The sequence below is a fragment of the Streptomyces sp. Mut1 genome (genome assembly GCF_030719295.1).
GTDB lineage: Bacteria > Actinomycetota > Actinomycetes > Streptomycetales > Streptomycetaceae > Streptomyces > Streptomyces castrisilvae.
On sequence record NZ_CP120997.1, the window covers coordinates 408,903 to 431,358 of the forward strand.

Annotated in this window: 11 protein-coding genes; 2 read left to right on the plus strand and 9 right to left on the minus strand. The window is 73.4% G+C overall.

The features are described 5' to 3' along the window. Positions 1–28 precede the first annotated feature (28 nt). The 6 genes from P8A18_RS01600 to P8A18_RS01625 all read right to left on the minus strand — a co-directional run bounded on the left by P8A18_RS01600 (position 29) and on the right by P8A18_RS01625 (position 7,468). Complete coding sequence (locus P8A18_RS01600) at positions 29–1,819, minus strand: ABC transporter ATP-binding protein (RefSeq protein WP_306051025.1); 1,791 nt, start codon at positions 1,817–1,819, stop codon at positions 29–31. Positions 1,820–1,862: 43 nt separating this feature from the next. Beyond that, positions 1,863–2,921, minus strand: coding sequence for an iron-siderophore ABC transporter substrate-binding protein (locus P8A18_RS01605; RefSeq protein WP_306051027.1), 1,059 nt, complete (start codon positions 2,919–2,921; stop codon positions 1,863–1,865). A gap of 92 nt (positions 2,922–3,013) precedes the next feature. Beyond that, the gene (locus P8A18_RS01610) at positions 3,014–3,877 is read right to left on the minus strand and encodes an ABC transporter ATP-binding protein (protein ID WP_306051029.1); all 864 of its coding nucleotides are present in this window, start codon (positions 3,875–3,877) and stop codon (positions 3,014–3,016) included. Between the two features lie 38 nt (positions 3,878–3,915). After that, positions 3,916–4,977, minus strand: coding sequence for a FecCD family ABC transporter permease (locus P8A18_RS01615; RefSeq protein ID WP_306051031.1), 1,062 nt, complete (start codon positions 4,975–4,977; stop codon positions 3,916–3,918). Further along, entirely contained in the window at positions 4,974–6,032 is a 1,059-nt protein-coding gene (locus P8A18_RS01620) for a FecCD family ABC transporter permease (RefSeq protein ID WP_306051033.1), read from the minus strand. The genes P8A18_RS01615 and P8A18_RS01620 overlap by 4 nt, the downstream gene beginning before the upstream one ends. Positions 6,033–6,115: 83 nt before the next feature. After that, entirely contained in the window at positions 6,116–7,468 is a 1,353-nt protein-coding gene (locus P8A18_RS01625; protein WP_306051035.1) for a lysine N(6)-hydroxylase/L-ornithine N(5)-oxygenase family protein, read from the minus strand. Between the two features lie 248 nt (positions 7,469–7,716). Between P8A18_RS01625 and P8A18_RS01630 the strand changes: the two genes are divergently transcribed. After that, a complete protein-coding gene (locus P8A18_RS01630; RefSeq protein WP_306051037.1) occupies positions 7,717–8,664 on the plus strand; it encodes a methionyl-tRNA formyltransferase in 948 nt (315 codons plus the stop codon). Between the two features lie 72 nt (positions 8,665–8,736). Here P8A18_RS01630 and P8A18_RS01635 read toward each other — a convergent pair whose 3' ends face one another. After that, on the minus strand, positions 8,737–10,179 hold the full coding sequence (locus tag P8A18_RS01635) for an MFS transporter (RefSeq protein WP_306051039.1): 1,443 nt from the start codon (positions 10,177–10,179) through the stop codon (positions 8,737–8,739). 162 nt (positions 10,180–10,341) lie between these two features. On the opposite strand from P8A18_RS01635, the gene P8A18_RS01640 reads away from it, so the two are divergent. Beyond that, complete coding sequence (locus P8A18_RS01640; protein WP_306051041.1) at positions 10,342–11,037, plus strand: TetR/AcrR family transcriptional regulator; 696 nt, start codon at positions 10,342–10,344, stop codon at positions 11,035–11,037. Positions 11,038–11,089: 52 nt separating this feature from the next. Here the strand turns inward: P8A18_RS01640 and P8A18_RS01645 are convergent, their stop codons facing one another. After that, on the minus strand, positions 11,090–12,490 hold the full coding sequence (locus P8A18_RS01645) for an MDR family MFS transporter (protein ID WP_306051044.1): 1,401 nt from the start codon (positions 12,488–12,490) through the stop codon (positions 11,090–11,092). Further along, positions 12,487–22,455 carry a non-ribosomal peptide synthetase gene (locus P8A18_RS01650; RefSeq protein WP_306051046.1) on the minus strand — a complete coding sequence of 3,323 codons (9,969 nt, stop codon included), beginning with the start codon at positions 22,453–22,455 and terminating at the stop codon, positions 12,487–12,489. Before P8A18_RS01650 ends, P8A18_RS01645 begins: the two co-directional genes overlap by 4 nt. Position 22,456: the final 1 nt, after the last annotated feature.

Genomic DNA, 22,456 nt, shown 5'->3' on the forward strand with positions numbered 1-22,456 from the left:
AGCCGAGCCTAACCTAACTAAGCGTGCCCTAACTGCCTTCTCGCCAAGCCCGCCACAAGCGCGCGTACCGGCCACCCAGAGCGACCAACTCCTGGTGGGAGCCCTGCTCCACGACGCGGCCCGCGTCCAGGACGGCGATCCGGTCCGCCGCCATCGCCTGGGTCAGCCGGTGCGCCACGAACAGCGTCGTGCGCCCCGCGCATGCCGCCAGAACGGCGCGTTCCAGCTCCGCGGCGCCCTCGCTGCCGGCCTCGGCCGTGGACTCGTCGAGCACCACCACCGGCGAACGGGCCAGCACCAGACGGGCCAGAGCGATCTGGGCCACCTTGGTCACGTCCAGCCGCTCACCGCCCTCGCCGACCGCGGTGCGCAGCCCCTCCGGCAGCCCCTGGACCCATTCCCCGGCGCCGGCCGTCCGCAGGGCGGCCAGCAGTTCGGCGTCGCTCGCCTCCGGCGCGGCCAGCCGCAGATCGTCGGCGAGCGGGCCGGAGAACACATGGGTCTCCTGCGTCAGAATGCTCACCAGGGCCCGCGCGCCCGCCTCGTCCAGGTCCGCGAGATCGGTCGGCCCGATGCGCACCGAACCCGACTGCGGGGTGCCGATCCCCGCGATCAGCGCGGCCAGCGTCGACTTGCCGGCGCCCGTCGCCCCCACCAGCGCCAGGGAGCCGCCCGCCGGAATCGTCAGGCTCACGTCGTACAGGACGGGCTCATCGGTGTCGGGGTAACCGAACGTCAGCCCCCGCACCGTCACGGGATACGGGACATCCTGGGCCGCCGTCACGGAGGCGTCGCCCACCAGCCGGTCCTCCGCGTCCTCCCCCAGCACCCCGACCAGGCGGGTCAGGCTCGCGCCCGACTTCTGCGCCTCGTCGAAGGTGAACATGATCGCGCCGAGCGGGGTGAACAGCCGGTGGAACATCAGCGGTGCCGCCGACACCTCGCCCAGAGTGGCCGCGTCGCCCTCCAGCAGGGCGTACCCCACCAGCAGGATCAGGACCAGGCCGATGAACTCGGCGCGGTTCTCCCGGCCGACGAACCGGCCGAAGAACCGGAACACCTCGATACCCAGATCCCGCACCCGCCACGACTCGGCGTCGACCTTCTCGCGGAACGCGTCCTCCAGGCGGTAGGCCCGGACGGTGTCGATTCCGTTCAGGCCGCTGATCAGCGCCTGGGCGCGGTCGGCCTGGGCCGTGCGCTGCTTGCGGTAGAGCGGGGCGGAGCGGGGCAGGTACCAGCGCAGCGCCAGCGCGTACGCCGGCAGCGCCCCGGCGCCCGCCAGGCCGAGCCGCCAGTCCAGGCCGAACATGCCGACGGTGGCGATGGCGACGAGCACACCCGCCGAGAACACGGTGGGGATCGCGCTCCGGATGCCCCGGGAGAGCACGGCGACGTCGTCGCCCACCCGGGAGAGGACATCGCCGCGGCCGACCTGCTCCAGCCGCGCGCTCGGCATGCCCAGCACCGCCCGGACGGCGCCTTCCCGCAGGGTGGCCAGCAGGCCGGCGCCCAGTCGTCCGATCAGATAGGTCGAAGCGGCGGTGGCCGCCGCGCCGAGCAGCGCGGCGGCCACCATCAGCGCCCCGACCCTCACCAGCACCGCACGCGACTCGCCGTCCACGACCCCGTCGACCACCTGGCCGAGCAGCAGCACCGGGAGCACCTGGAGCGCCGCCCCGGCCACGGTGGTGAGGAGGGTCGCGGCCGTCAGCCACGGCACCGCGCGGCAGTGCGCGGCGAGCCAGCGGGTCGCCTCACCGCCCGTCGCCGTACGCAGGGCCGACGGGGACTCGGTGCGGGTGCCGGTGGTGCTCACCCGGACGCCCGGAGGGGCCGGTGGGGGGTGGGGGCGGCTTCGGTCACTTAGCGGCCGCCGCCTTCACGAGCTCGTCGACCGCGTACGGCATGGACAGCAGCGTGCCCTGGGAGATGGCGGCGCCGACGGCCGGGCCCTCGCTGTCCAGCAGGTAGGACACCCGCCCCTCCTTGAACGCCTTGAGGTTGCTGAAGAGCTTCGACTTCTTCAGGGCCTCCTGGTCGGCCTTGTCGTTGATGACGAAGATTCGGTCGACGTCGACGAGGTCCATGCGCTCCGGGGACAGCTTGGTGTAGAACTTGCCGCCGGCGATCTTGTCGATCTCCGTGTCGCCCTGGTAGCCGATGCCCGTCAGCAGGCGGCCGCGTACGTCGGTGGTGGTGAAGGGGGCCACCGAGTTGTCGTACCAGGACAGCGGGACGGCGGTCTGCTTCGCGAACTCGGGGTGCGCCTTCGCGGCGGCGTCCAGCTTCTCCTGGATGCCGGCCACCATCGCCTTGCCCTCCTTCTCCTTGCCGAGCGCCTTGGCGATGTGCTCCGCGTTGTCCTGCCACGGCGCGCTGAAGGGTTCCTTCTCGGCCTTGGTGCGGCCCACCGTCGGGGCGATCTTCGACAGCTTGTCGTAGGCGGCCCGGTCGATCTCGGAGTAGACGGCGATGATCAGGTCCGGCCGCAGGGCCGCGATCTTCTCGTAGTTGGGGCCGGCGTCCCCGTTCTTCATGATGACCTCGGGGCGGGCGTCGCCCCACTGGTCCTTCACCCAGGGCCACTGGGTGTTGATGTCGGGGGTCTTGCCCTCGGGGTTGGGGTACTGGTCGACCATGCCGACCGGCTTGATGCCGAACGCCAGGATGTCCTGGTCGTCGGTGTAGCCGACGGAGACGACCCGCTCAGGGGCCTTGGTGATCTTCGTGGATCCGAACGCGTGCTCCACGGTGACGGGGAACGCTCCGCCGGCCGAGGCCGCCGGGGCCTTGTCGTCCGCCTTGCCCTGCGAGTCGGAGCCGCAGCCCGCGAGGAGGCCGACGCCGAGGGCCGCCGCGGTCACTACCGCCGCCACCCGCCGCCATGACCTGGTGGGCGTCGTTCTGTCGAGGAGCATCCGAATCCCTTGCTTTCACGCTGTCGCTGAGGCCCTTCACAAGGGCAGGCAAACCTTACCCCGATCAAGTGAGGCAAGCCTAGCCTTACTGATCAGCTTCCTTGCTTGGAAGCCCAGTTGACCTGTACGTGCGTGCGCCCGATGGGCACGATGAGCGGACGGTCGCCGACCGGGTCGTCGATCACCATGGCGCGCAGCCCGAACGCCTCCTCCAGCAGCCCGGCCGTGATCACGTCACGGGGGTGGCCCTGAGCCAGGATCGAGCCCTCGCGCATCACCACGAGGTTGTCGCTGTAGCGCGTGGCGAGGTTGAGGTCGTGCAGCACCATCACCACGGTGCACCCCGACTCGTGGAGGTCGTCCACCAGATCGAGTACATCGATCGCGTGCGCCAGGTCCAGGTAGGTGGTGGGCTCGTCCAGCATCAGGAGGTCGGTGCCCTGAGCCAGGGTCATGGATATCCACACCCGCTGGCGCTGACCCCCGGACAGCGAGTCGACGGGCCGGTCGGCGAGGTCGGCCACCCCGGTCATGGCGAGCGCCCGCCGCACGATGTCCGCGTCGTCCGAGGACCACTGCCGCAGCCAGCTCTGGTGCGGATGGCGCCCCCGGGCGACCAGGTCCGACACCGTCAGCCCCTCGGGCGCGACGGGTGCCTGGGGCAGCAGGCCGAGCTTCTTCGCCACGTCCCTGGTGCGGAGGCCGGCGATGTCCTCGCCGTCCAGCACGACGGCGCCGCCGGCCGGCTTCAGCAGCCGGGTCAGGGTGCGCAGCAGCGTCGATTTCCCGCAGCCGTTGGGCCCGATGACGGTGGTGACCACCCCGGAGGGGATCTCGACGTCGAGGCCGTCGATGACGGTCCGGCCGCCGTAGCCGACCGTGATGCCTCTGGCCGCCAGCCGTGGGACGTCGCCGCCCACCGCCTCGGTCCGGGTGATGGTGCGGTGTGCGGCCACTGGCCCCCCTCTGCTCGGGTTGTCCGACTCGTCTGTCATTACCTGAGGTTCGCCCGTACCAGCAGGTACACCAGGAAGGGTCCGCCGATCGCGGCGGTGACCACGCCGACCGGCAGGGCGATGGGCAGGGCCGTACGGGCGATCAGGTCGGACCCGGTCAGCAGCAGCCCGCCCACCAGGCCGGAGGCCGCCATCGGTGGTGTCGGGTGCCTCGCCAGGCGCATCGCCACCTGCGGGGCGACGAGCGCGACGAAGGGGACGGGTCCCGCCGCGCTCACCGCGGCGGCGGCCAGCAGGACCGCGCACAGCAGCATGACGGCCCGCACCCGGGTGATCCGGACGCCGAGCCCCGCGGCGACCTCGTCACCGAGGTGCAGCGGCTTGAACTGGAAGGCCAGGCAGATCACCACGGCCAGCAGGGCGAGGGTGCACCAGAGCGCCACCCGGACCTCTCCCCAGGACCGGTTGTCCAGGGAACCGACCAGCCAGGCCTGGGCCCGCGCGACATCGCGGATGTCGGCCGACACGAGCAGCCAGGTGGTGATCGCCTGCATCGCGGCGCTCACCGAGATGCCGATGAGGATGAGCCGGAAGCCGTCGATCCCGCGCCGCCAGGCCAGGAAGTACACCAGGAGTCCCGTGCCGAGACCGCCCAGGAGCGCGGCCGCCGACAGGCCCACCGCCTCGGTGACCGCCGCCGCGGCCCCGCCGGAGACGGTGACCAGGAAGACGGCGACCGCGCTCGCGCCGCCGGTGATGCCGAGGATGTCGGGGCTGGCCAGCGGATTGCGCGCGACGGACTGGGTGATCGCGCCGGAGACGCCCAGTGCGACGCCGACGACGAGCCCGGCCAGGGCGCGCGGCATCCGCAGGTCCATGATGACGAACTCGTCGACCGGCTCGCCCCGGCCGAGGATCGTGGCGATCACCCGGGACAGGCCGATCGGGAAGTCTCCGACGCCGATGGACAGGCAGAACACCAGAAAGGCCGCCGCCGCCAGCAGCAGGGTGACCAGGACGAGCCAGGGCCGCCAGACGAACGAGACCCGGCCGACGCGGACGCCCGCCGCCATCGATGGCTTCAACTCCGTGCCGTTCATGCGCTCCTGAACTTTCCGCGCCAGACCAGCGCCGCGAAGAACGGGGCGCCGAGCAGGGAGACGACGACGCCCGCGTCCAGCTCGCCCGGCCGCACCACCAGGCGCCCGACGATGTCGCACACCAGCAGGACGACCGCTCCGAGCAGGCCCGCGTACGGCACCAGCCAGCGGTAGTCGGGCCCGGCCAGATACCGGGCGACATGGGCCACCATGAGCCCGAGGAACGCGATGGGCCCGCAGGCCGCCGTGGCCGCGCCCGCCAGCAGGGTGATGGAAACGATGCCGATCGTCCGGCTCAGCGCGATGTTGACACCGAGCCCGCGCGCCACGTCGTCACCGAGGTTGAGGAGGTTCAGCGAGGGCAGCATGACCAGGGCCAACACCAGCCCGACCACGACGAACGCGGTGACGGGCCAGATGACGTCGTAGCCGACCCCGGTCACCGAGCCCGCGTTCCAGAACCTCAGCGCGTTCAGGGACTTCGTGTCGGTGAGCGCCACGGCCGTGGTCATCGCCGCGAGGAAGACGGTGACGCCCTGCCCCGCCAGAGCGAGCGTCAGCGGGTTGCCGGCACCCCTGCCGATGCTCGAAAGACCGAACACGACGACCCCGGCGACCGCCGCCCCGAGGAAACCGAACCACAGGTACAGGAGCGGGTCGGTGAAGCCGAACACGGCGATCACCGACACCACGGCGAACGAGGCGCCGGCGTTGACCCCCACCAGCCCGGTGTCGGCGATCGGGTTGCGCGTGTATCCCTGGATCAGCGCACCGCCGACGCCGAGCGCGATGCCGGCCACGATGCCGAGCACCGTGCGGGGCACCCGTACGGTCCGCACGATCAGCCGGATCTCGGAGAGCCGCTGATCGGATTCCGGGGCCGCGAACAGGCCGTGCCACACCTCGGCGGGGGTGAGCGAACGCGCCCCGACCACCAGGGACAGCGCCCCCACCAGCAGGACGGCCGCGGCAAGCGCGCCCAGACCCACGACCCGCCGGTGACGGGCCCGAGTCATGCCCCCGGGCACGGGGCGCTCCACTGCAGTCGTGCTCATGTCGACGTACGTTATCCCTCTGATCCACCGGGACGGCGGCCGGGCACCGCTCCCCGCAGGGGGTGCCCAAGCCCTGTCCGGCCCTACGGTCTGCTGCTGGTTCGGTCGGTGACCGGCCGGGCCTCGTCGGGCGCGGACTTGACGCTCCGGTCCAGCACCGAGTCGAGGATCTCGCCGACCCTGATCGCGGTGTTGGACAGCAGGGCGGAGGTGATGCCGTGGGTGTGCTCCGTGCCGCCCTGGAGGTAGATCCCGCAGTCCAGCCCGGCGCCGGTGGCGATGCGGTAGTCCCGTTCGACGCGGACCCGGCCCTCCTCGTCGCGCAGGCAGTGCTCCCCGACCTGCCCCAGGAGGCCGAGGGGGTCGGCGGGGCTGTAGCCGGTGGCGAACACCACGACGTCGGCGTCCAGCAGGGTCTCCTCGTCCGTGACGAGGGACTTCACCGTGGCGCGGACCTTGTCCGGCGTCTCCTTGACCTCGGTGAGGCGGGACACGTTGAGGAAGCGCAGCCGCTCGGTGCCGAGCACCTTCTCCTGGTACATCTGCCGGTACAGGTCGTCGATCAGGTCGATGTCGACCACCGAGTAGTTGGTGTTGCCGTGGTAGTCCATCAGCTTGCGCTTGACGGGCTCCGGCGCCGCGTAGAACTCGTCCACCGCGTCCGGGTCGAAGATCTTGTTGGCGAAGCTGCTGTCGTCGGCGGGGCTGTAGCCGTAGCGGGAGAAGACCGCGCATATCTCGGCGCTGGGGAAACGGCGGTGCAGATAGGCGACGTTCTCGGCGGCGCTCTGCCCGGCGCCCACGACGACGAAGCGGGAGGGCGAGGTGCCGTCCAGTTCTCCGACCCGGGCGAGGAGTTCGGAGTTGTGCCAGACCCGGTCGCCGCGCTCCACGCCCTCCGGGACGCGGGGGCGCAGCCCGGTTCCGATGACGAGGTTGCGGGCGCGGTGGACGGTGAGCCCCTCCCCCGAGCGGACCGTGACATCCAGGAACTCCACTGCTCCGTCCCGGACGACCTGGGTGACGCCGACGACCTCGTGGTCGTAGGAGACCATGCCGGCGACCTGCGCGGCGGCCCACTCGAAGTACTCGTGGAACTCGACCCGCAGCGGGAAGAGGTTCTTGTGGTTGATGAAGTCGATCAGGCGTCCCTTGCTCTTCAGGTAGCAGAGGAAGCTGAACTCACTGGAGGGGTTGCGGAGCGTCACCAGGTCCTTGAGGAAGGAGACCTGCATGGTGGCGTCGTCGATGAGCATGCCGCGGTGCCAGCCGAAGCGGGGCTGCTGCTCGAAGAATTGGGCGGTCACCGCCCTCTGCGTCCCGGAGCGCGCGTTGTGCTCACTGATCGCGATCGCCATGGCCACATTGGACGGGCCGAAGCCGATACCAATGAGGTCGTGGACCGCTGGTGCGTCGCCAGGACGAGCCTGTGACATGTCACTCCCATCGTGCGGGGAAGCCGCCTGTCGGATGTGGGGAACGGGCGTAGATACGGGCACGCCGACGGAGCGACCCGATGAACTTAGGTGAGCCTAAGCTAATCCGTCAACGCTGTCGACAGGCCGGATTCGGACAGCCCCGTCACTGAATCGCCCCAACTGGGGCACCTTATGCGCCTGTTGCGAGATAAGGTAAGCCTTGCTTTACTGGGCCCGCTCTGTTTCTACCTTGAGGAGGAACCCCCATGCGGGTCGTCATGTTCGGTTACCAGACCTGGGGGCACCGCACCCTGCAAGCCCTCCTGGACTCCGAGCACGACGTGGCGCTGGTCGTCACTCATCCCAGGAGTGAGCACGCCTACGAGAAGATCTGGAGCGACTCCGTCGCGGACCTCGCCGAGGAGCACGGCGTTCCGGTGCTCATCCGCAACCGGCCCGACGACGACGAGCTGTACGAGCGGCTCAAGGAGGCCGACCCGGACGTCATCGTGGCCAACAACTGGCGTACCTGGATTCCGCCGCGCATCTTCGCGCTGCCCCGCCGGGGCACCCTGAACGTCCACGACTCGCTGCTGCCGAAGTACGCCGGCTTCTCGCCGCTGATCTGGGCGCTCATCAACGGCGAGACCGAGGTGGGCGTCACCGCGCACATGATGAACGACGAGCTGGACGCGGGCGACATCGTCCGCCAGGAGTCCGTCCCGGTCGGGCCCGCGGACACCGCGACGGACCTCTTCCACAAGACCGTCGACCTGATCGCCCCGGTCACCACCAAGGCGCTCGCCAGGATCGCCGACGGGCAGACGGAGTTCACCCCGCAGGACCGCTCGCAGGCGACCTTCTTCCACAAGCGGTCCGAGGAGGACATCCGGATCGACTGGACCTGGCCCGCCGAGGACCTGGAGCGTCTGGTGCGCGCCCAGTCGGCGCCGTACCCCAGTGCCTTCGCCTTCCACCGGGGCAAGCGGATCGAGGTCGTCACCGCGGTCGTGTCCGAGGGCCGCTACGGCGGGACGCCCGGCCGGATCTTCTACCGCGAGGGCGAGGGCGTGGTGATCGTGGCCGGCGCCGACGCCCGCACCGGCCGCAACCGCGGTCTGGCCATCACGCGGGTGCGGACCGAGGACGGCCGGGAGCTGCCCGCGACGGAGTACTTCACGTCCATGGGCGGCTATCTGACCAGCCGTCCCTGACCCGGCAGCGGTCACCACGCCTGCCGGGGCGGCCCCGCGTGCGGCCGCCCCGGCAGGTTCGCGCGTGGGCCCTCAGTCCGCCGCGGGGACCAGCTCGCGGTCTTCCGCCCGCCCCTCCCCGGCCGGCGGGGCGGAGCGCCGCAGGACGGTGAGGGCGATGACGACCGCGGCGAGCAGGAGCCCGGCACCGAGCGTCAGGCCCAGCCCGAACCCGTCGTTGAGGCTCCGCGGCGTGACGTCCTGGCCGGTGCGGTGGCCGGCGGCGGCTCCGAGCGCGGCGAGCCCGAGCGAGGCGCCGATCTGGCGTGAGCTGCTGAGCAGGCCGGACGCCGTTCCCGCCTCGTGCGGCGCGACGCCCGCGGTGGCGAGGGAGACGACCGGGCCGAGGCAGAGCCCGAAGCCGGTCCCGGTGACGAGCGACGGACCGAGGATGTCGGTGGCGAAGGCCCCGTCGACGCTGATCAGCCCGAACCAGGCGAGCCCGGTGGCGGTGAGGAGCCCCCCGGCGACCAGGAGGGTGCGGCCGGCGAACCGGTAGCCCAGTCTCACGGCGAGCACCGAGCCGGCGACGATCGCGAGGGCGAACGGCAGGAACATGACGCCGGTCGCGGCAGGACCCTTGCCGAGGACCCGCTGGAGGTAGAGCGAGGCGAAGTAGAAGGCCGAGGTCATGGCCGCGCCCGCCAGCAGGTTGTAGAGGTTCGCGCCGGCGACCGAGCGGTTGGCGAACAGGCCGAGCCGGACCAGCGGTTCGCGCGAGGTGGTGCGCTCGACCTGCACGAAGGCGGCCAGCAGGGCGACGGCCGCCGCCAGCGTGGTCAGGGTGGCCGCCGAGGTCCACGCGTACCGGTCGGTGCGGACCACGCCGAACACCAGCAGCGTCATGCCCGCCGTGACCAGGAGGCCGCCGAGCACGTCCGGCCGGCCTCCGCGAGCGGCGGGCGCACCCGCGGCGACGCCGCGCCACGCCAGCGCCAGGGCGCACGCGGCCATCGGCACGTTCACGAACATCACCCAGCGCCAGTCGGCGTACTCGGTGAGCAGGCCGCCGATCAGGACGCCGAGGGCGCCGCCCGCCGCGTTCGCCGCGCTCCACACCCCGAACGCCCGTATCCGGCCCCGCCCCGAGGGAAAGGTACGGGTGAGCAGGGCCAGTGCGGCCGGCGCCAGGGCCGCGGCCCCGACGCCCTGGGCGGCGCGGGCGGCGACAAGCTGGCCCGGCTCCTGGGCGAAGCCGCCGGCGAGCGAGGCGAGGCCGAAGAGGGCGAGGCCGAGCAGCAGGACCCGCTTGCGGCCGTACCGGTCGGCCGCCTTGCCGCCCAGCAGGAGCAGCCCGCCGAAGGTGAGCGCGTAGGCGTGGATCACCCAGGTCAGACCGGCCTCGCCGAAGCCGAGCCCGGTGGCGATCTGCGGGAGTCCGACGTTCACGACGGACAGGTCCAGCGACACCATGAACTGCACGACGGCCACCGCCGCGAGGGTCATCCCCGGCCGGACAGTGGGTTGTTGCGTCATCACGTACTCCGTTCCCCGATGTTTCCGCGCACGCTCGCGCCTGCCCCGGAACGACTTTCCGAACGCGTTCCTAAAGTAGCACCGCACGGCCGGGGGGAAACGGGAGTGGCTGGAAACGTGCCCGTCGCGAGAGGGGCGGGGACGGGGCGGCATGATGGGGCGATGCCCCGAACGACCTCAGCCAACGGCCGCACCGGCCGGCCCCCCGTGACCTCGCGCGCGCAGATCCTGGCCGCCACCCGCACGCTCATCGACCAGGACGGGTGGGAGAAGCTGACCATCCGCAGGCTGGCCGCCGAACTCGGCGTCGGGGCGACCACCCTCTACCACCACATCCGCAACAAGGACGACCTGCTGATCCTGCTGCTCAACGACCACATCGACCGCATCGAGCGCCCAGAGCTGCCCGCCGGCCCGCGCGAGCGGATCCTCACGGCGGCCCTCGCGATGCACGAGGCGCTCAGCGCCTGGCCGTGGGCGGCCGAGGTCCTGACCGAGGACGGCTTCGTCGGACTCCTCGACGAGGGAGCACTGTGGATGGTCGAGGCCATCGTGGCGGGGGCCGACGACCACGGATGCACACCGGAGCAGACCGTCGATCTCTTCCGGGCCGTCTGGTACTTCACCGTCGGCGAGGTCCTGGTCCGGGCACGCTCCGCGCACCGCCGGGCGGAGGCGGCGGCGGGGCGCGTGGTCTTCCGGGAGTCCTTCGACGCCTCCCGCGTCCCTCGTCTGGCCGCCATCGGCGGCCGCTGGGCGGAGCTGGCCGCCCGGGACGCCTACCCCGAGGGGCTGCGCATCCTCGTGGACGGGCTGCTCGCCCGTGCCGTGCCGGCGGCGGGAGGCACAACCGGCTGAGCGGGGGCGGCCGCACGGCCACTCCCGCTCAACTCGACGACCGCAAGAGGCGTTACGCCTTCCTGGGCTGGGTTCGGGGCAGTCTCGTCGCCGCCACGGCGGCGAACAGGCAGAAGCCGAGCACCCACCAGAAGGTGGCGCCGAAGGCCGAGGACACGTCCGTGCCGTGGGCGGCCAGCCGGTTCTGGAGGATCACCGCCAGGGCCGCCGTCCCGAGCGAACCGCCCACGGTGTTCAGCAGGTTGAGCGCCCCGGCCGCCCGCGGCAGGTGTTCGGGCTCGATGCGGCTGTAGACGATGTTCATCACGGGCGCGCCGACCATCGACATCCCGAAGCCCCGGACCACCAGAGCCGCGGCGATCACCGCGTCCGGGACCCCATGGCCGAGCCAGGTGAACGGAGCCGTCCCGAGGAGGATCAGGACGATGCCGGACACCACCAGGCTCCTCGGCGCGACCTTGCTGATCGTCCGGTTGACGAGCACCGAACCGGCCGCCGCGCCCAGCCCCTGGGGGGCGAGCAGCAGCCCGGCCTCCCACGCCGACATGCCCCGGCCCGACTGGAAGTACAGCGGCAGCAGGAACATCGTGCCGAACACCGAGGCCCCGAGCACCACCAGCGCGAGGGCGGCGGCGCCGAAGGGCGGCCGGGTGAACAGCCGGGGGTCGACCAGCGGGGTGCCCCGGGTCCGCAGCCCGTGGACGGTGAACGCGGCGAGCATCACCAGGCCGGCCGCCACACCGATGGTGGCCGGCAGCGGGCGGCTGTGGGCGACCTCGGTCAGCCCGTACACCAGCACCGCGAGACCGGGTGAGAGCAGCAGGGCGCCGCGCAGGTCGAACGCCGTCCGGCGGGCGGCCGGCGCCACCACCGGCACGTAGCGGCGCGCGAGCAGTGCCGCCGCGCCACCGATCGGCAGGTTGATCAGGAACAGCCAGGGCCACGGCGCCACGGCGAGGACGGAGCCGCCGGCCAGTGGCCCGAACACCGGTGACAGCAGCGGGACGACGGCGACGACGCTGATCACCCGCCCGGTGCGCCCCGGGCCCGCGACGCGGGCCAGCAGCGCCTGGCCGGTCGCGGGCAGCAGTCCCCCGCCCAGGCCCTGGACCACGCGGAACACGATGAGGCTGGTCACCGACCAGGCCGAGGCGCACAGCACCGAGCCGAGCAGGAACACGCCCACCGCCACGAGCCAGGTCCGCCGGCCGCCGAACCGGTCGGCCAGCCAGCCGGACGCGGGTACGGCGGCGACGATCGCCAGCAGGTAGGCGGTGGAGACCCACTGGATCTCGGCGACGGACGCGTCGAACTCCTCGGTCAGGCGGTCGAGTCCGACGCTGACGATGGTGGCGTCCAGCGAGGCCATGAACGTGCCGAGGACCAGGATGAACGCGATCCGCAGCAGGTCCTTGTCGACGCGGTCGGCGGGCGGGGCGCTCTGCTCGCTCATCGGTTCTCCAGCAGGCCGCGCACGTCGGCGTCGAGGTGCTCGTCCAGGGAGCGGAGCAGGTCGAGCAGTTGCCCGGCGAGTCCGTCGACGTCCGTGCCGGCCCGGTGGGCGAGCACGCCGGTCCAGCCGTCGCCGTCCGGCATGACGGTCAGGGTGGCGGGGTGGTGGGTGGACTCGCGGAATCGGGTGGCGGTCACGGTCAGGCCGGGGGCCGGTTCGCGCAGGCGGTCCGGGTCGACGGGGTAGTTCTCGAACACCACCATGCTGTCGAACAGCCTGCGCCGTCCGGTGATCCGCTCCAGGTCGGAGAGGGCCACGTGGTGGTGCTCGACCAGCGCCCGCTGGCGGCTCTGGAGGCCGGCGAGCACCTCGGCGAGCGTGCCCTCCAGCCTCGCCCGCACCGGCACGGTGTTGGCCAGCAGCCCGACGATCTCCTCGACGCCCTCCAGCTCCGGGGGACGGCTGGAGACCATGGCGCCGAAGCACACGTCCCGGTGGCCGGACCGCCGGGCGAGCAGCACCGACCACGCGCCCTGCACCAGGGTGTTCGGGGTCAGTCCGCGCCCGGCGGCGAGCCGGGTGAGCCGGTCCACGAGTGCCGCGTCGAAGGTGATGACCTCGGGCTCCTGCCAGGCGGGGCCGCTCTCGCCGCCGCCCAGGTAGTCGCCCTCGGGCAGGCCTTCGAGTTCGGCCGCCCAGGCGTCGAGGTCCGGCTCGTGCCCGGCCGACCAGCTCAGGTAGTCGGCGAAGGGGACGGGGGCCGGCAGCTCCGGTGCCGCGTTCCGCGTCCTCGCCGTGTACAGGGCGAAGAGTTCACCGAGGATGCGCGGTGCCGACCAGCCGTCGGAGAGCGCGTGATGGCTGGTCAGGACGAGGTCGGCGCGCTCGGGGCCCAGCCGGATCACGGTGATCCGGTAGAGCGGGCCCTGCGCCAGGTCGAACGGTTCGGCGAGGTCGGCGGCCAGCACCTCGTCGGCCGGTGCGCCGGTGACCCGGAACTCCGGCCGGGGCGCTCGCGGGATCACCGCGAGCGAGGCGGGGAACACCGCGCCCAGGTTCGGGTGCCGGGCCAGCAGGTCGTCGCCCGCCGCCCGCAGCGCTTCCGTGTCGAGCCGGCCCGCGAGCGAGAACACCGACTGCACGGTGTACGGGTCGGGGCGCTCGGTGCGCGAGTGCCGCAGCATCACCTCCTGCAAGGGGCTGAGCGGCTGGACGGCGGCGACCGGCCGGTCCCCGAGCGCACTGATCTCGGGGGCGTCGGCGACCCGCAGCAGCGCGGTCCGCAGCCGCTGGGCCAGGTCCTCGATCTCCGCCCCGGTGAACAGCGCGGCCGGCCAGGTGATCCGCACCCCGAGCGCGTCGTCGCGCACCAGGGCGTTGACCATCAGGCTGTACGGCAGGGGCATCGCTCCGGAGCCGTTGGAGCCGAGCGGGTCGGCGTCCGGGGCCGGCTGCCAGGGCATCTCGCTGTCCGGGGCGCCGGGGTACTGGCCGAGGTAGTTCCAGGCGATCTCCGGCCGGACCGGGCCGAGCAGTCCGGCCGCGGTGAGGATGCCGTGTCCGAGGCCGTCGCCCTGGGCGCGCAGCCGCTCCCGGACCGCCGGCACGTCGTCGTCCGCGTCGAGGCGTACGGGGTGGATCGCGGTGAACCAGCCGACGGTCTGGGAGAGGTCGACCTCGCGCGGCCGGCCGTGGCTCTCCAGGGCGACCAGGAGTTGCGGTGTGCCGCGCCAGTCCCGTACCGCCTGGGCGAGCGCGGTCAGGAGCACGGCGTCCGGGGTGGTGCGGTGGGCGGCCGGCAGGGTCGTGATCAGGGCGCGGGTGGCGTCGGCGTCGAGCCGGATCTCGTGGTGCGCGGCGGTGTCCACGGTGTCCCGGGCGGGGTCGAGCGGGCGGGTGAGCGGCGCGGTGGCCGTCATCCGCCGCCAGTGCGGGAGTTCGTCCCGCCGGTCGGCGTCGCGCAGGGTCCGGGCCCAGCCGAGGAACGACTGGCCGTGCCGGGTCAGTTCGCCGCCGCCGTGGGCGTGCTCCAGGTCGTCCAGGATGATGCGCCAGGACACCCCGTCGACGGCCAGGTGGTGGGCGACCAGGACGAGGCGGCCCGGCCGGCCGGGGCCCGCGTCCACCCACAGGGCGCGCAGCAGCGGTCCGGTGCGCGGGTCCATCGCCAGGCGGGCCGCGTCGATCGCGGCGTCGGCGGCTGCGCGCGGGTCGCCGCCGGCCGGGACGCGGGTCAGGACGTCGGCGCCGGTCACCTCGCCGGCCGGCGGGATGTGCAGCGTGTCGTCGCCGAGGCGGGCGCGCAGCACGTCGTGCCGGGCGAGCAGGGCGTCGAGGACGGTCCGCCAGGACGTCTCGTCCCCGCCGGGGGGTACGCAGATCTCCACCCACTGGCAGAAGCCGTCGGCGGCCTGCCCGGAGCGGCGCAGCAGGTCCCGCATGACCGGGGTCAGCGGGGCGTCCCCGACGGCCGGGGCGGCCTCGCCGGCCAGGGTGCGGGCGCGCGCTGCGATGCCCGCGACCGTCTCGCCGTCGAACACGTCCTTCGGGGTCAGTCCGAGCCCCTGGCGGCGGACGCGGGAGACCAGCTGGAGGGAGACGATGCTGTCGCCGCCGATGTCGAAGAAGTTGTCGTCGGGGCCGATGTCGTCGCGCCCGAGGACGTCCTGGAACACGGCGAGCAGCAGCGCCTCGGCCTCGGTGGCCGGTTCGCGCCGGGTGGTGGACGCGACGGCCGGGGCGGGCAGGGCCGAGGCGTCGAGCTTGCCGCTGGGGCTCAGCGGCAGCCGGTCGAGCGGGACGAGCGCCGTCGGGACCATGTGGTCCGGCAGCTGTGCGGCGAGGTGGGCGCGGACCGCCGCGGTGTCCAGGTCGGCGTCGTCGGTGGGGATGACGTAGCCGACGAGCCGGCCCTCGCGCATGACGACGGCACTGGCCCGGACGTCGGGGTGGCCGGTGAGGGCGGTCTCGATCTCGCCCAGCTCCACGCGGAAGCCGCGCACCTTGATCTGGTGGTCGGCGCGGCCGAGGAACACCAGCTGTCCGTCCTGCCGCCACCGCACGAGGTCGCCCGTGCGGTACATGCGGGTGCCGGGCGGGCCGTACGGGTCGGCGACGAACGCGCCGGCGGTCAGGCCGGGGCGGCCGAGGTAGCCGCGGGCCAGGCTCCGCCCGCCGAGGTACAGCTCGCCGGTGACGCCGACACCGACGGGCTGGAGTCCGGCGTCGAGCACATAGGCGCGGACGTTGGGGTCGGGGCGGCCGATGGGCAGCGGTCCCTCGTCGTCCTGGTCGTAGTGCCAGGTCGTGGAGTTGATGGTGACCTCGGTGGGCCCGTAGGCGTTGAACAGCGCCCTGCGGCCCCGGCCCCAGCGGTGGGCGAGTTCCGGGTCGAGCCGTTCGGCTCCGACGACGAAGAAGACGTCGGGGTCGACGGTGCGGTCGTCGGGCATCGCGGCCAGGAACGACGGGAGCAGGTTCACCCCGGTCACCCGGTGCTCCACGATGTAGTCGAGGAGTTCGTCGCCGGGTACGCGCACCTCCTCGGGCGCGATGACCGACGTACCGCCGGACAGCAGCGGCACCATGGTCTGCCAGAACGCGACGTCGAAGCCGGTCGAGGCGAAGTGCAGGTAGCGGTCGTGCTCGGTGATGCCGACGACCTCCTCCTGGAGGGCGATCAGGTCGGGCACGCCCCGGTGGGTGACGCCGACCCCCTTGGGCCGGCCGGTGGTTCCCGAGGTGTAGATGACGTAGGCGAGCGCGTCGTCGGTGAGCCGGGCCCTGGCGCCGGACGGGTCGGTGTCGGGCACGGCGGCGAGGGTGGCGGGGTCGTCGAGGTGCAGGACGGGGATGTCGCGGTCGACGGGGAGTTCGGCGCCGGTCGTGACGGCCGCCGCCGGGGCGATGTCGTCGAACATGTACGCCAGCCGCTCGCGCGGGTAGCTCGCGTCCATCGGGACGTACACCGCGCCCGCCTTGGCCACGCCGAACAGGGCCACGGTCATCTCGACGTCCCGGCCGATGAGGACCGCGACGGGGTCCTGCGGGCGTACGCCGTGCGCGATGAGGGCGTGGGCGAGCCGGTTGGCCCGCCGGTCCAGTTCGGCGTAGGAGAGGCTGCGGTCGCGGCAGACCAGGGCCTCGGCGTCGGGCTTGCGCCGCACCCAGGCGGCGAACTCCTCCAGCCAGTGGCCGCGTTCCCGGGCGGCGACGGTCTCGGTGCCGGTACGCAGCATCCGGGCGCGCTCGTCGGCGTCGAGTGCGGGCAGCGCGAGTGCGGGCCGGGCCGGGTCCTGGGTGATCTCGCGCAGCAGGTTGCGCAGCCAGCGGCCGTAGTCGCGTACGGTCTCCCGTTCGAAGGCGCGCGGCTGGTAGCCGAGGCCGATGGTGATCTCGTCGCCCGGGATCACGATGACGGTCAGCGCGTAGTGCGTGGCGTCGGTGATGTCGACACCGGTGAGGTCGAGCCCGGGGGCGAGGGGGGTGCGGGTGCGGCTGGAGAGCGGGAAGTTCTCCATGACGAGCATCGTGTCGAAGAGTTCGCCGATGCCGGCCGCCCGCTGGATGCCGGGCAGCCCGACGTGGTGGTGCTCGCCCAGGACGACGCTCTCGGCGTGCACCTCGGCCAGCAGGTCGCGCACCGTGCGGTCCCGGGTGTACCTGACGCGGACCGGGACGGTGGTGCCGAGCTGGCCGATCATCGACTCGACGCCGTCGACCTCGGCGGGCCGGCCGGAGACGGGGCAGCCGAAGACGACGTCGCGGCGTCCGGTGAGCCTGCCGAGCAGCAGGCCCCATGCCGTCTGGAGGACCGTGGTCAGGGTGACGCCCTGTTCGCGGGCGAAGGAGCGCAGCCGGTCGCTGAACTCGCGGTCCAGCGCGACGGTCTCGCGGCCGGGCCGCTCCACACCGGTTCCGGTGCTCGCGGGTGCCAGCCGGGTCGCGTCGTCCACTCCGGCGAGCGCCCGGCGCCAGGCGGTCAGCGACGCCTCCTCGTCCCGGCCGGCCAGCCAGCGGAAGTACTCCGACAGCGGCGGGGAGACGGGGGCGGCGGGCCCGCCGCCGAGCTCGGCGTAGAGGGCGAGCAGGGTACGGCCGACGATCGGCATCGACCAGCCGTCGAGGAGGGCGTGGTGATTGGTGATGACGAGCCTGTGCTCGGCGGGCCCGACGCGGGAGAGCAGGAAGCGGATCAGCGGCGGCCGGGCCGGGTCGAAGGGGCGCTCCAGATCGGCGCGGGCAGCTTCGGCGAAGTTGTCGTCCTGCCGCCAGTCCAGGGTGACTTCGGCGGGGATCACCTGGACCACGTCGTCCCCGGCGGTGGCGAGGTGGACGCGGAGGGCGGGGTGGCGGCGCAGCAGTTCACGGGCGGCGCGGGCCATCCGGTCCGGGTCCAGCTCGCCGGAGAGGGTGGTCACGGCCTGGACGACGTAGACGTCGGCGTCCTCGTCGTCGCGGACCAGGGTGTGGAAGGACAGTCCGACCTGGAGCGGGGTGGCGGGCAGTACGTCGCTGACCCGGCCGTCGCGCTCCAGCGCGTCGATGGCGTCCTGCCCGAGGCCGACCAGCGGCAGGTCGGAGGGGGTGAGCCCGCCCGTGGTGTGCAGGGCGTGCGCGGCCAGCGCGTCGAGCGCGGCGGCCCAGGCGTCCTGGAGGGCGGCCACGGCGTCGGGTCCGATGACCCCGGTCGCGGCGGTCCACTCGACGGCGAGCCGGGGCACCTCGCCCTCGTGGACGAAGCAGTTGAGGGCCAGCACCTGTTCCAGGGACTTGGCATCCGGTTCGGTCACCGAGAAGGCGTCGTGCTCGGGCAGCCGCCACTCGCCTGCGGGCAGCGCGGCGAACCGGCCCAGGTAGTTGAGCAGGACGTCCGGCGGCGGGGTCGCCGCGAGGAGGGAGCCGGCCTCCGGGTCGAGGTGGCGCAGCACGCCGTAGCCGACTCCGGCGTCGGGGACGGCGCGCCGGGCCTCCTTGGCCGCGCGCAGCGTCTCGCGTACGTCGTCGCAGGCGGGCACGCGTACCGGGTACTCGCTGGTGAACCAGCCGACCGTGCGCGACAGGTCGAGGTGTTCGCGGCCGTGGCCCTCCATCGACACGGTGAGCGCGTCGCCGCGCAGGCCCCAGCCGCGCAGGGCGAGGACGAGCGCGGCGAGCAGGACCTCGTCCACGCCGGCGCGGTAGGCGGCGGGCAGGGTGGTCAGCAGGGCCTCGGTGGCCTCGGGCGACGCGGTCGTGACCGACCGGTGGGCGGTGGCGACGGTGTCGCGTGCCGGGTCCAGGGGGCGGGCGCCCAGCCGGGTCGCGGACTCCAGCGCGGTGCGCCAGTGGCCGAGTTCGCCGCGCCGGGCACCGGACTCGCCCTGCTGGGCGAGGACCGTGGCGTGCCGCCGCCAAGACGTGCCGACGGGTTCGGGGGTGCCGCCCGCGCAGGCGGTGTACAGGTCGGGCAGCAGGACGCGCCAGGACACGCCGTCCATGGCGAGGTGGTGCACGACGACGACCAGCCGGTCCGCCGCGTCGTCCCCGGTGCGCAGCAGGGCGGCGCGCACCAGGTCTCCGGTGCGCGGGTCGAGCTGCCCGGCGAGCCGCTGTGCCAGGGCGGACACCTCTTCGCCTGTCACCTCTTCCACGGCGGCCCGGACCGTGCCCCGGGGCAGCACCTCCAGTCCTTCGGCCACCCGCAGCCGCAGGGCGTCGTGGTGGTCGAGGAGGGTCCGCACGCCCCTGGCCAGGTCGTCCCGGGTGAGCGTGCCGATGTGCAGGGCGGTCCACTGGGCGTATCCGGCGACCGTGTCGATGTCCGGGTGCGGGTCGAGGAGGCCGCGCACGATGGGCGGTGCGGGGACCGGACCGACGGGCTCGTCGGCCGGTGCGGCGGTCTCGTCCAGCAGTTCGGCGGAGGCGGCGAGCGCGGCGAAGGTGCGGCGGGCCAGCAGGTCCCTGGGCCGCAGCCCGAGGCCGAGCGCGCGCAGCCTGCTGCTGACGGTGATCGCGGTGATGCTGTCGCCGCCGAGGGCGAAGAAGTCGTCGTCCACGCCGACGCGTTCGACGTCGAGCGCTTCGGCGAGGACGGTGCACAGCAGCCGTTCGCGCCCGGTGCTCGGCTCCCGGCCGCCGCCGGGCAGGGCGGGTGCGGGCAGGGCGGCGCGGTCGAGCTTGCCGTTGGGGGTGACGGGCAGGCGCTCCAGCACCACCACGGCGGCGGGCACCATGTGTTCGGGCAGCCGCTCGGCCAGCCGGTCGCGTGCCTCGTCCGCGGTGACGGAGGCGGACACGATGTAGCCGATGAGCCGGGACGAGAGGACCCGGGCGGCGGCCGCGGTGACGCCGGGCAGGGCGGCGAGCGCCTCCTCGACCTCTCCGGTCTCCACCCGGTGGCCGCGGATCTTGACCTGTCCGTCGCCGCGGCCGCCGTACTCCAGGCCGCGGCCGGGCACCCAGCGGGCCAGGTCCCCGGTGCGGTACATCCGCTCGCCGGGGGCGCCGAAGGGGTCGGCGACGAAGCGTTCGGCGCTCGCGTCCGGCCGGCCGAGGTAGCCGCGCGCCAGGTGGGGTCCCGCCAGGTACAGTTCGCCGGCCGTGCCCTGGGGCACCGGCCGCAGCGCGTTGTCCAGGACGTAGATCCGGGTGCCGGCCAGCGGGTGGCCGATGGTCGGTTCGCCGGCGTCGATGAGCGCGGTGGTGCTGTCGACGGTCGCCTCGGTGGGCCCGTACATGTTGCGCGCGGTGATCCCCGACGCGGCGACGCGGCGCCACAGCGCGGGCGGGGTGGCCTCGCCGCCCAGGAGCAGCATCGCGGGCGGCAGGTCGAGCAGGCCGGCGTCGATGAGCGGGGTGGCCATGGAGGGGGTGGTGTCCACGATGTCGATGCCGTCGCGGGCGTACGCGGCGAGCAGGGCGTCGGCGTCGCGGGCGGTCTCGGTGTCGTAGACGTGCAGTTCGTGCCCGCACAGCAGCCAGACGAGGTGCTCGAAGGCGGAGTCGAAGGCGAAGGAGTAGGTGTGGGCGGCGCGCAGCCTGCGGCCCGTGGCCCGCTCGGCCTCCGCGACGACCGTGGCCCGCTGGTGGTGCAGCAGGGCGGCGAGTCCTCCGGTGCGTCCCAGGACGCCCTTGGGGCGCCCGGTCGAGCCGGAGGTGTGGATGACGTAGGCGAGGTGTTCGGGGTGGCGGGGCCGGGCGAGTTCGGCGGCCGTCAGGGGTGCGCCGGACAGGCCGGCGGCCTCGTCCAGGAAGGTCTTCCAGGGCAGTCCGTCGACCATTCCGTCGGTGAGGACGAGTGCGGGGCGGGTGTCCTCGATGAGTTCGCGCAGCCGCTCGGGCGGGTGTGCGGCGTCCAGCGGGAGGAACGCGGCGCCCGCGTCCAGCACCGCGAGCAGGGCGACCACGGCGTCGGCCGAGCGCGGCAGGGCGAGCGCCACGATGTCCTCGGCGCCGATGCCCCGGGCGCGCAGGGCGCGGGCCAGCCGGTGCACCCGGTCGGCCAGCGCGGCGGCGGTCAGGCGTTCGTCGCCGCAGACCAGAGCGGTGTTTCCGGGGCCCGCCGCGACCATCGCGTCGAACGCGGACGGCACGTCGGCCGGTGTGCCGGGCAGGGCGGGCGGGCTCCACTGCGCGAGCAGCCCGTCGATGTCGTCGGCCAGTGCGATGCGGCCAACGGGCAGGCCGTCGGTCAGCCCGGTCAGCAGGGCGCGCAGTCCGCTCATCAGGCTGTCGACAGCGGCCTGGTCCTTGGCGCGGGCGTCGACCTCGAAGCCGAGGAGCAGCCCGCCGTCCCGGGTCGGCAGGACGCTCAGGCCCATGTCCTCGGGCGGCCCGCCCGCGACGTTGCGCATCACGCCGGCCGACCCGGCGAAGTCGAGCGCCAGGTCGAACGCCTTGAGGTTGATGCCGCGTCCGTGCAGCAGCGCGCCCGCGCCGGGCACGCCGAGGTCACGGGGCAGGTCCTCGCCCCGGTAGCGCTGGTGGTCGCGCATCTCGCGCATGGCGGTGGCGACCCGCCGGCTCAGCTCGCCGAGCCCGTCGCCGCCGCGCACGCCCACCCGCAGCGGCAGCACGTTGACCGCCATGGAGGGGGTGCGCAGCGCGGCCGATCCGGCCCGGCACATCAGGGGCAGGGCGAACACCACGTCGGTGCGGCCCAGCATGCGGTGCAGGAACGCCGCGTAGCCGGCGATCAGTGCCTCGCCCCAGGTGACGCCCTCGCCGTCGGCGAAGGCGCGCAGCCGGGCGGTCTCCTCGGGGGTGAGGACGGCGCGGGCGGTGAGGGTGCGGTCCGGCGCGCCGGCGGTGCCGGGGCCTTCGTGGTCGCCGACGTCGGGCAGCGGGGTGAACCGCTCGACCCAGTACGCGCGGTCCTCGGCGGCCCCCTCGCTCTCACGGTAGGCCAGGTCGTCGGCGACCAGCCGGGCGAACGCGCCGAAGGTGGAGGGCGGCGGCTCGGTGCCGCGTACCAGGGCGGTGTAGTGGGCGGCGGTGCGGCGGGCGAGCAGGGCGGCGGTGTAGCCGTCGAAGACGAGGTGGTGGCCGAGCTGGGTGTACCAGACCTCGCGGTCGGAGAGTTTGATGACGGTACGTGAGCAGAGCGGGCGGTCCGTCATGCCCCGGCAGGCCTCGGCGAGCCGGGCCCGTTCGGCGTCGACGAGTGCCTGGGCGGCAGCGGCGGGGTCGGCCTCGGCGCTGACGTCGGCCAGGGGCGGCAGCGGGACGGGGTCACCGCTGACCGTCTGGCGCGGCCCGTCCGGGGTGTCGTACACCCTGAGCCGCAGGCTCTCGGCCTCCTCGGTGGTGGCCCGGACCGCTTGTGCGAGGGCGTCCACGTCGACCGGTTCGCCGCCGGATATCTCCACCACGTCGCCGACGACGTAGTACGGCGAGTCGGGTTCGATGCGCTGGGCGTTCCAGATGCCCGACTGGGCGCCGGTCAGAGGCAGGAGGCCGTCCGAGGACACGCTCGCGGTGCTCAAC

Coding starts and splice junctions, on each gene's coding strand:
- P8A18_RS01605 (WP_306051027.1), bottom strand. CDS start 2,921: ATGCTCCTCGACAGAACGACGCCCACCAGGTCATGGCGGCGGGTGGCG.
- P8A18_RS01615 (WP_306051031.1), bottom strand. CDS start 4,977: ATGAACGGCACGGAGTTGAAGCCATCGATGGCGGCGGGCGTCCGCGTC.
- P8A18_RS01620 (WP_306051033.1), bottom strand. CDS start 6,032: ATGAGCACGACTGCAGTGGAGCGCCCCGTGCCCGGGGGCATGACTCGG.
- P8A18_RS01625 (WP_306051035.1), bottom strand. CDS start 7,468: ATGTCACAGGCTCGTCCTGGCGACGCACCAGCGGTCCACGACCTCATT.
- P8A18_RS01630 (WP_306051037.1), top strand. CDS start 7,717: ATGCGGGTCGTCATGTTCGGTTACCAGACCTGGGGGCACCGCACCCTG.
- P8A18_RS01635 (WP_306051039.1), bottom strand. CDS start 10,179: ATGACGCAACAACCCACTGTCCGGCCGGGGATGACCCTCGCGGCGGTG.
- P8A18_RS01640 (WP_306051041.1), top strand. CDS start 10,342: ATGCCCCGAACGACCTCAGCCAACGGCCGCACCGGCCGGCCCCCCGTG.
- P8A18_RS01645 (WP_306051044.1), bottom strand. CDS start 12,490: ATGAGCGAGCAGAGCGCCCCGCCCGCCGACCGCGTCGACAAGGACCTG.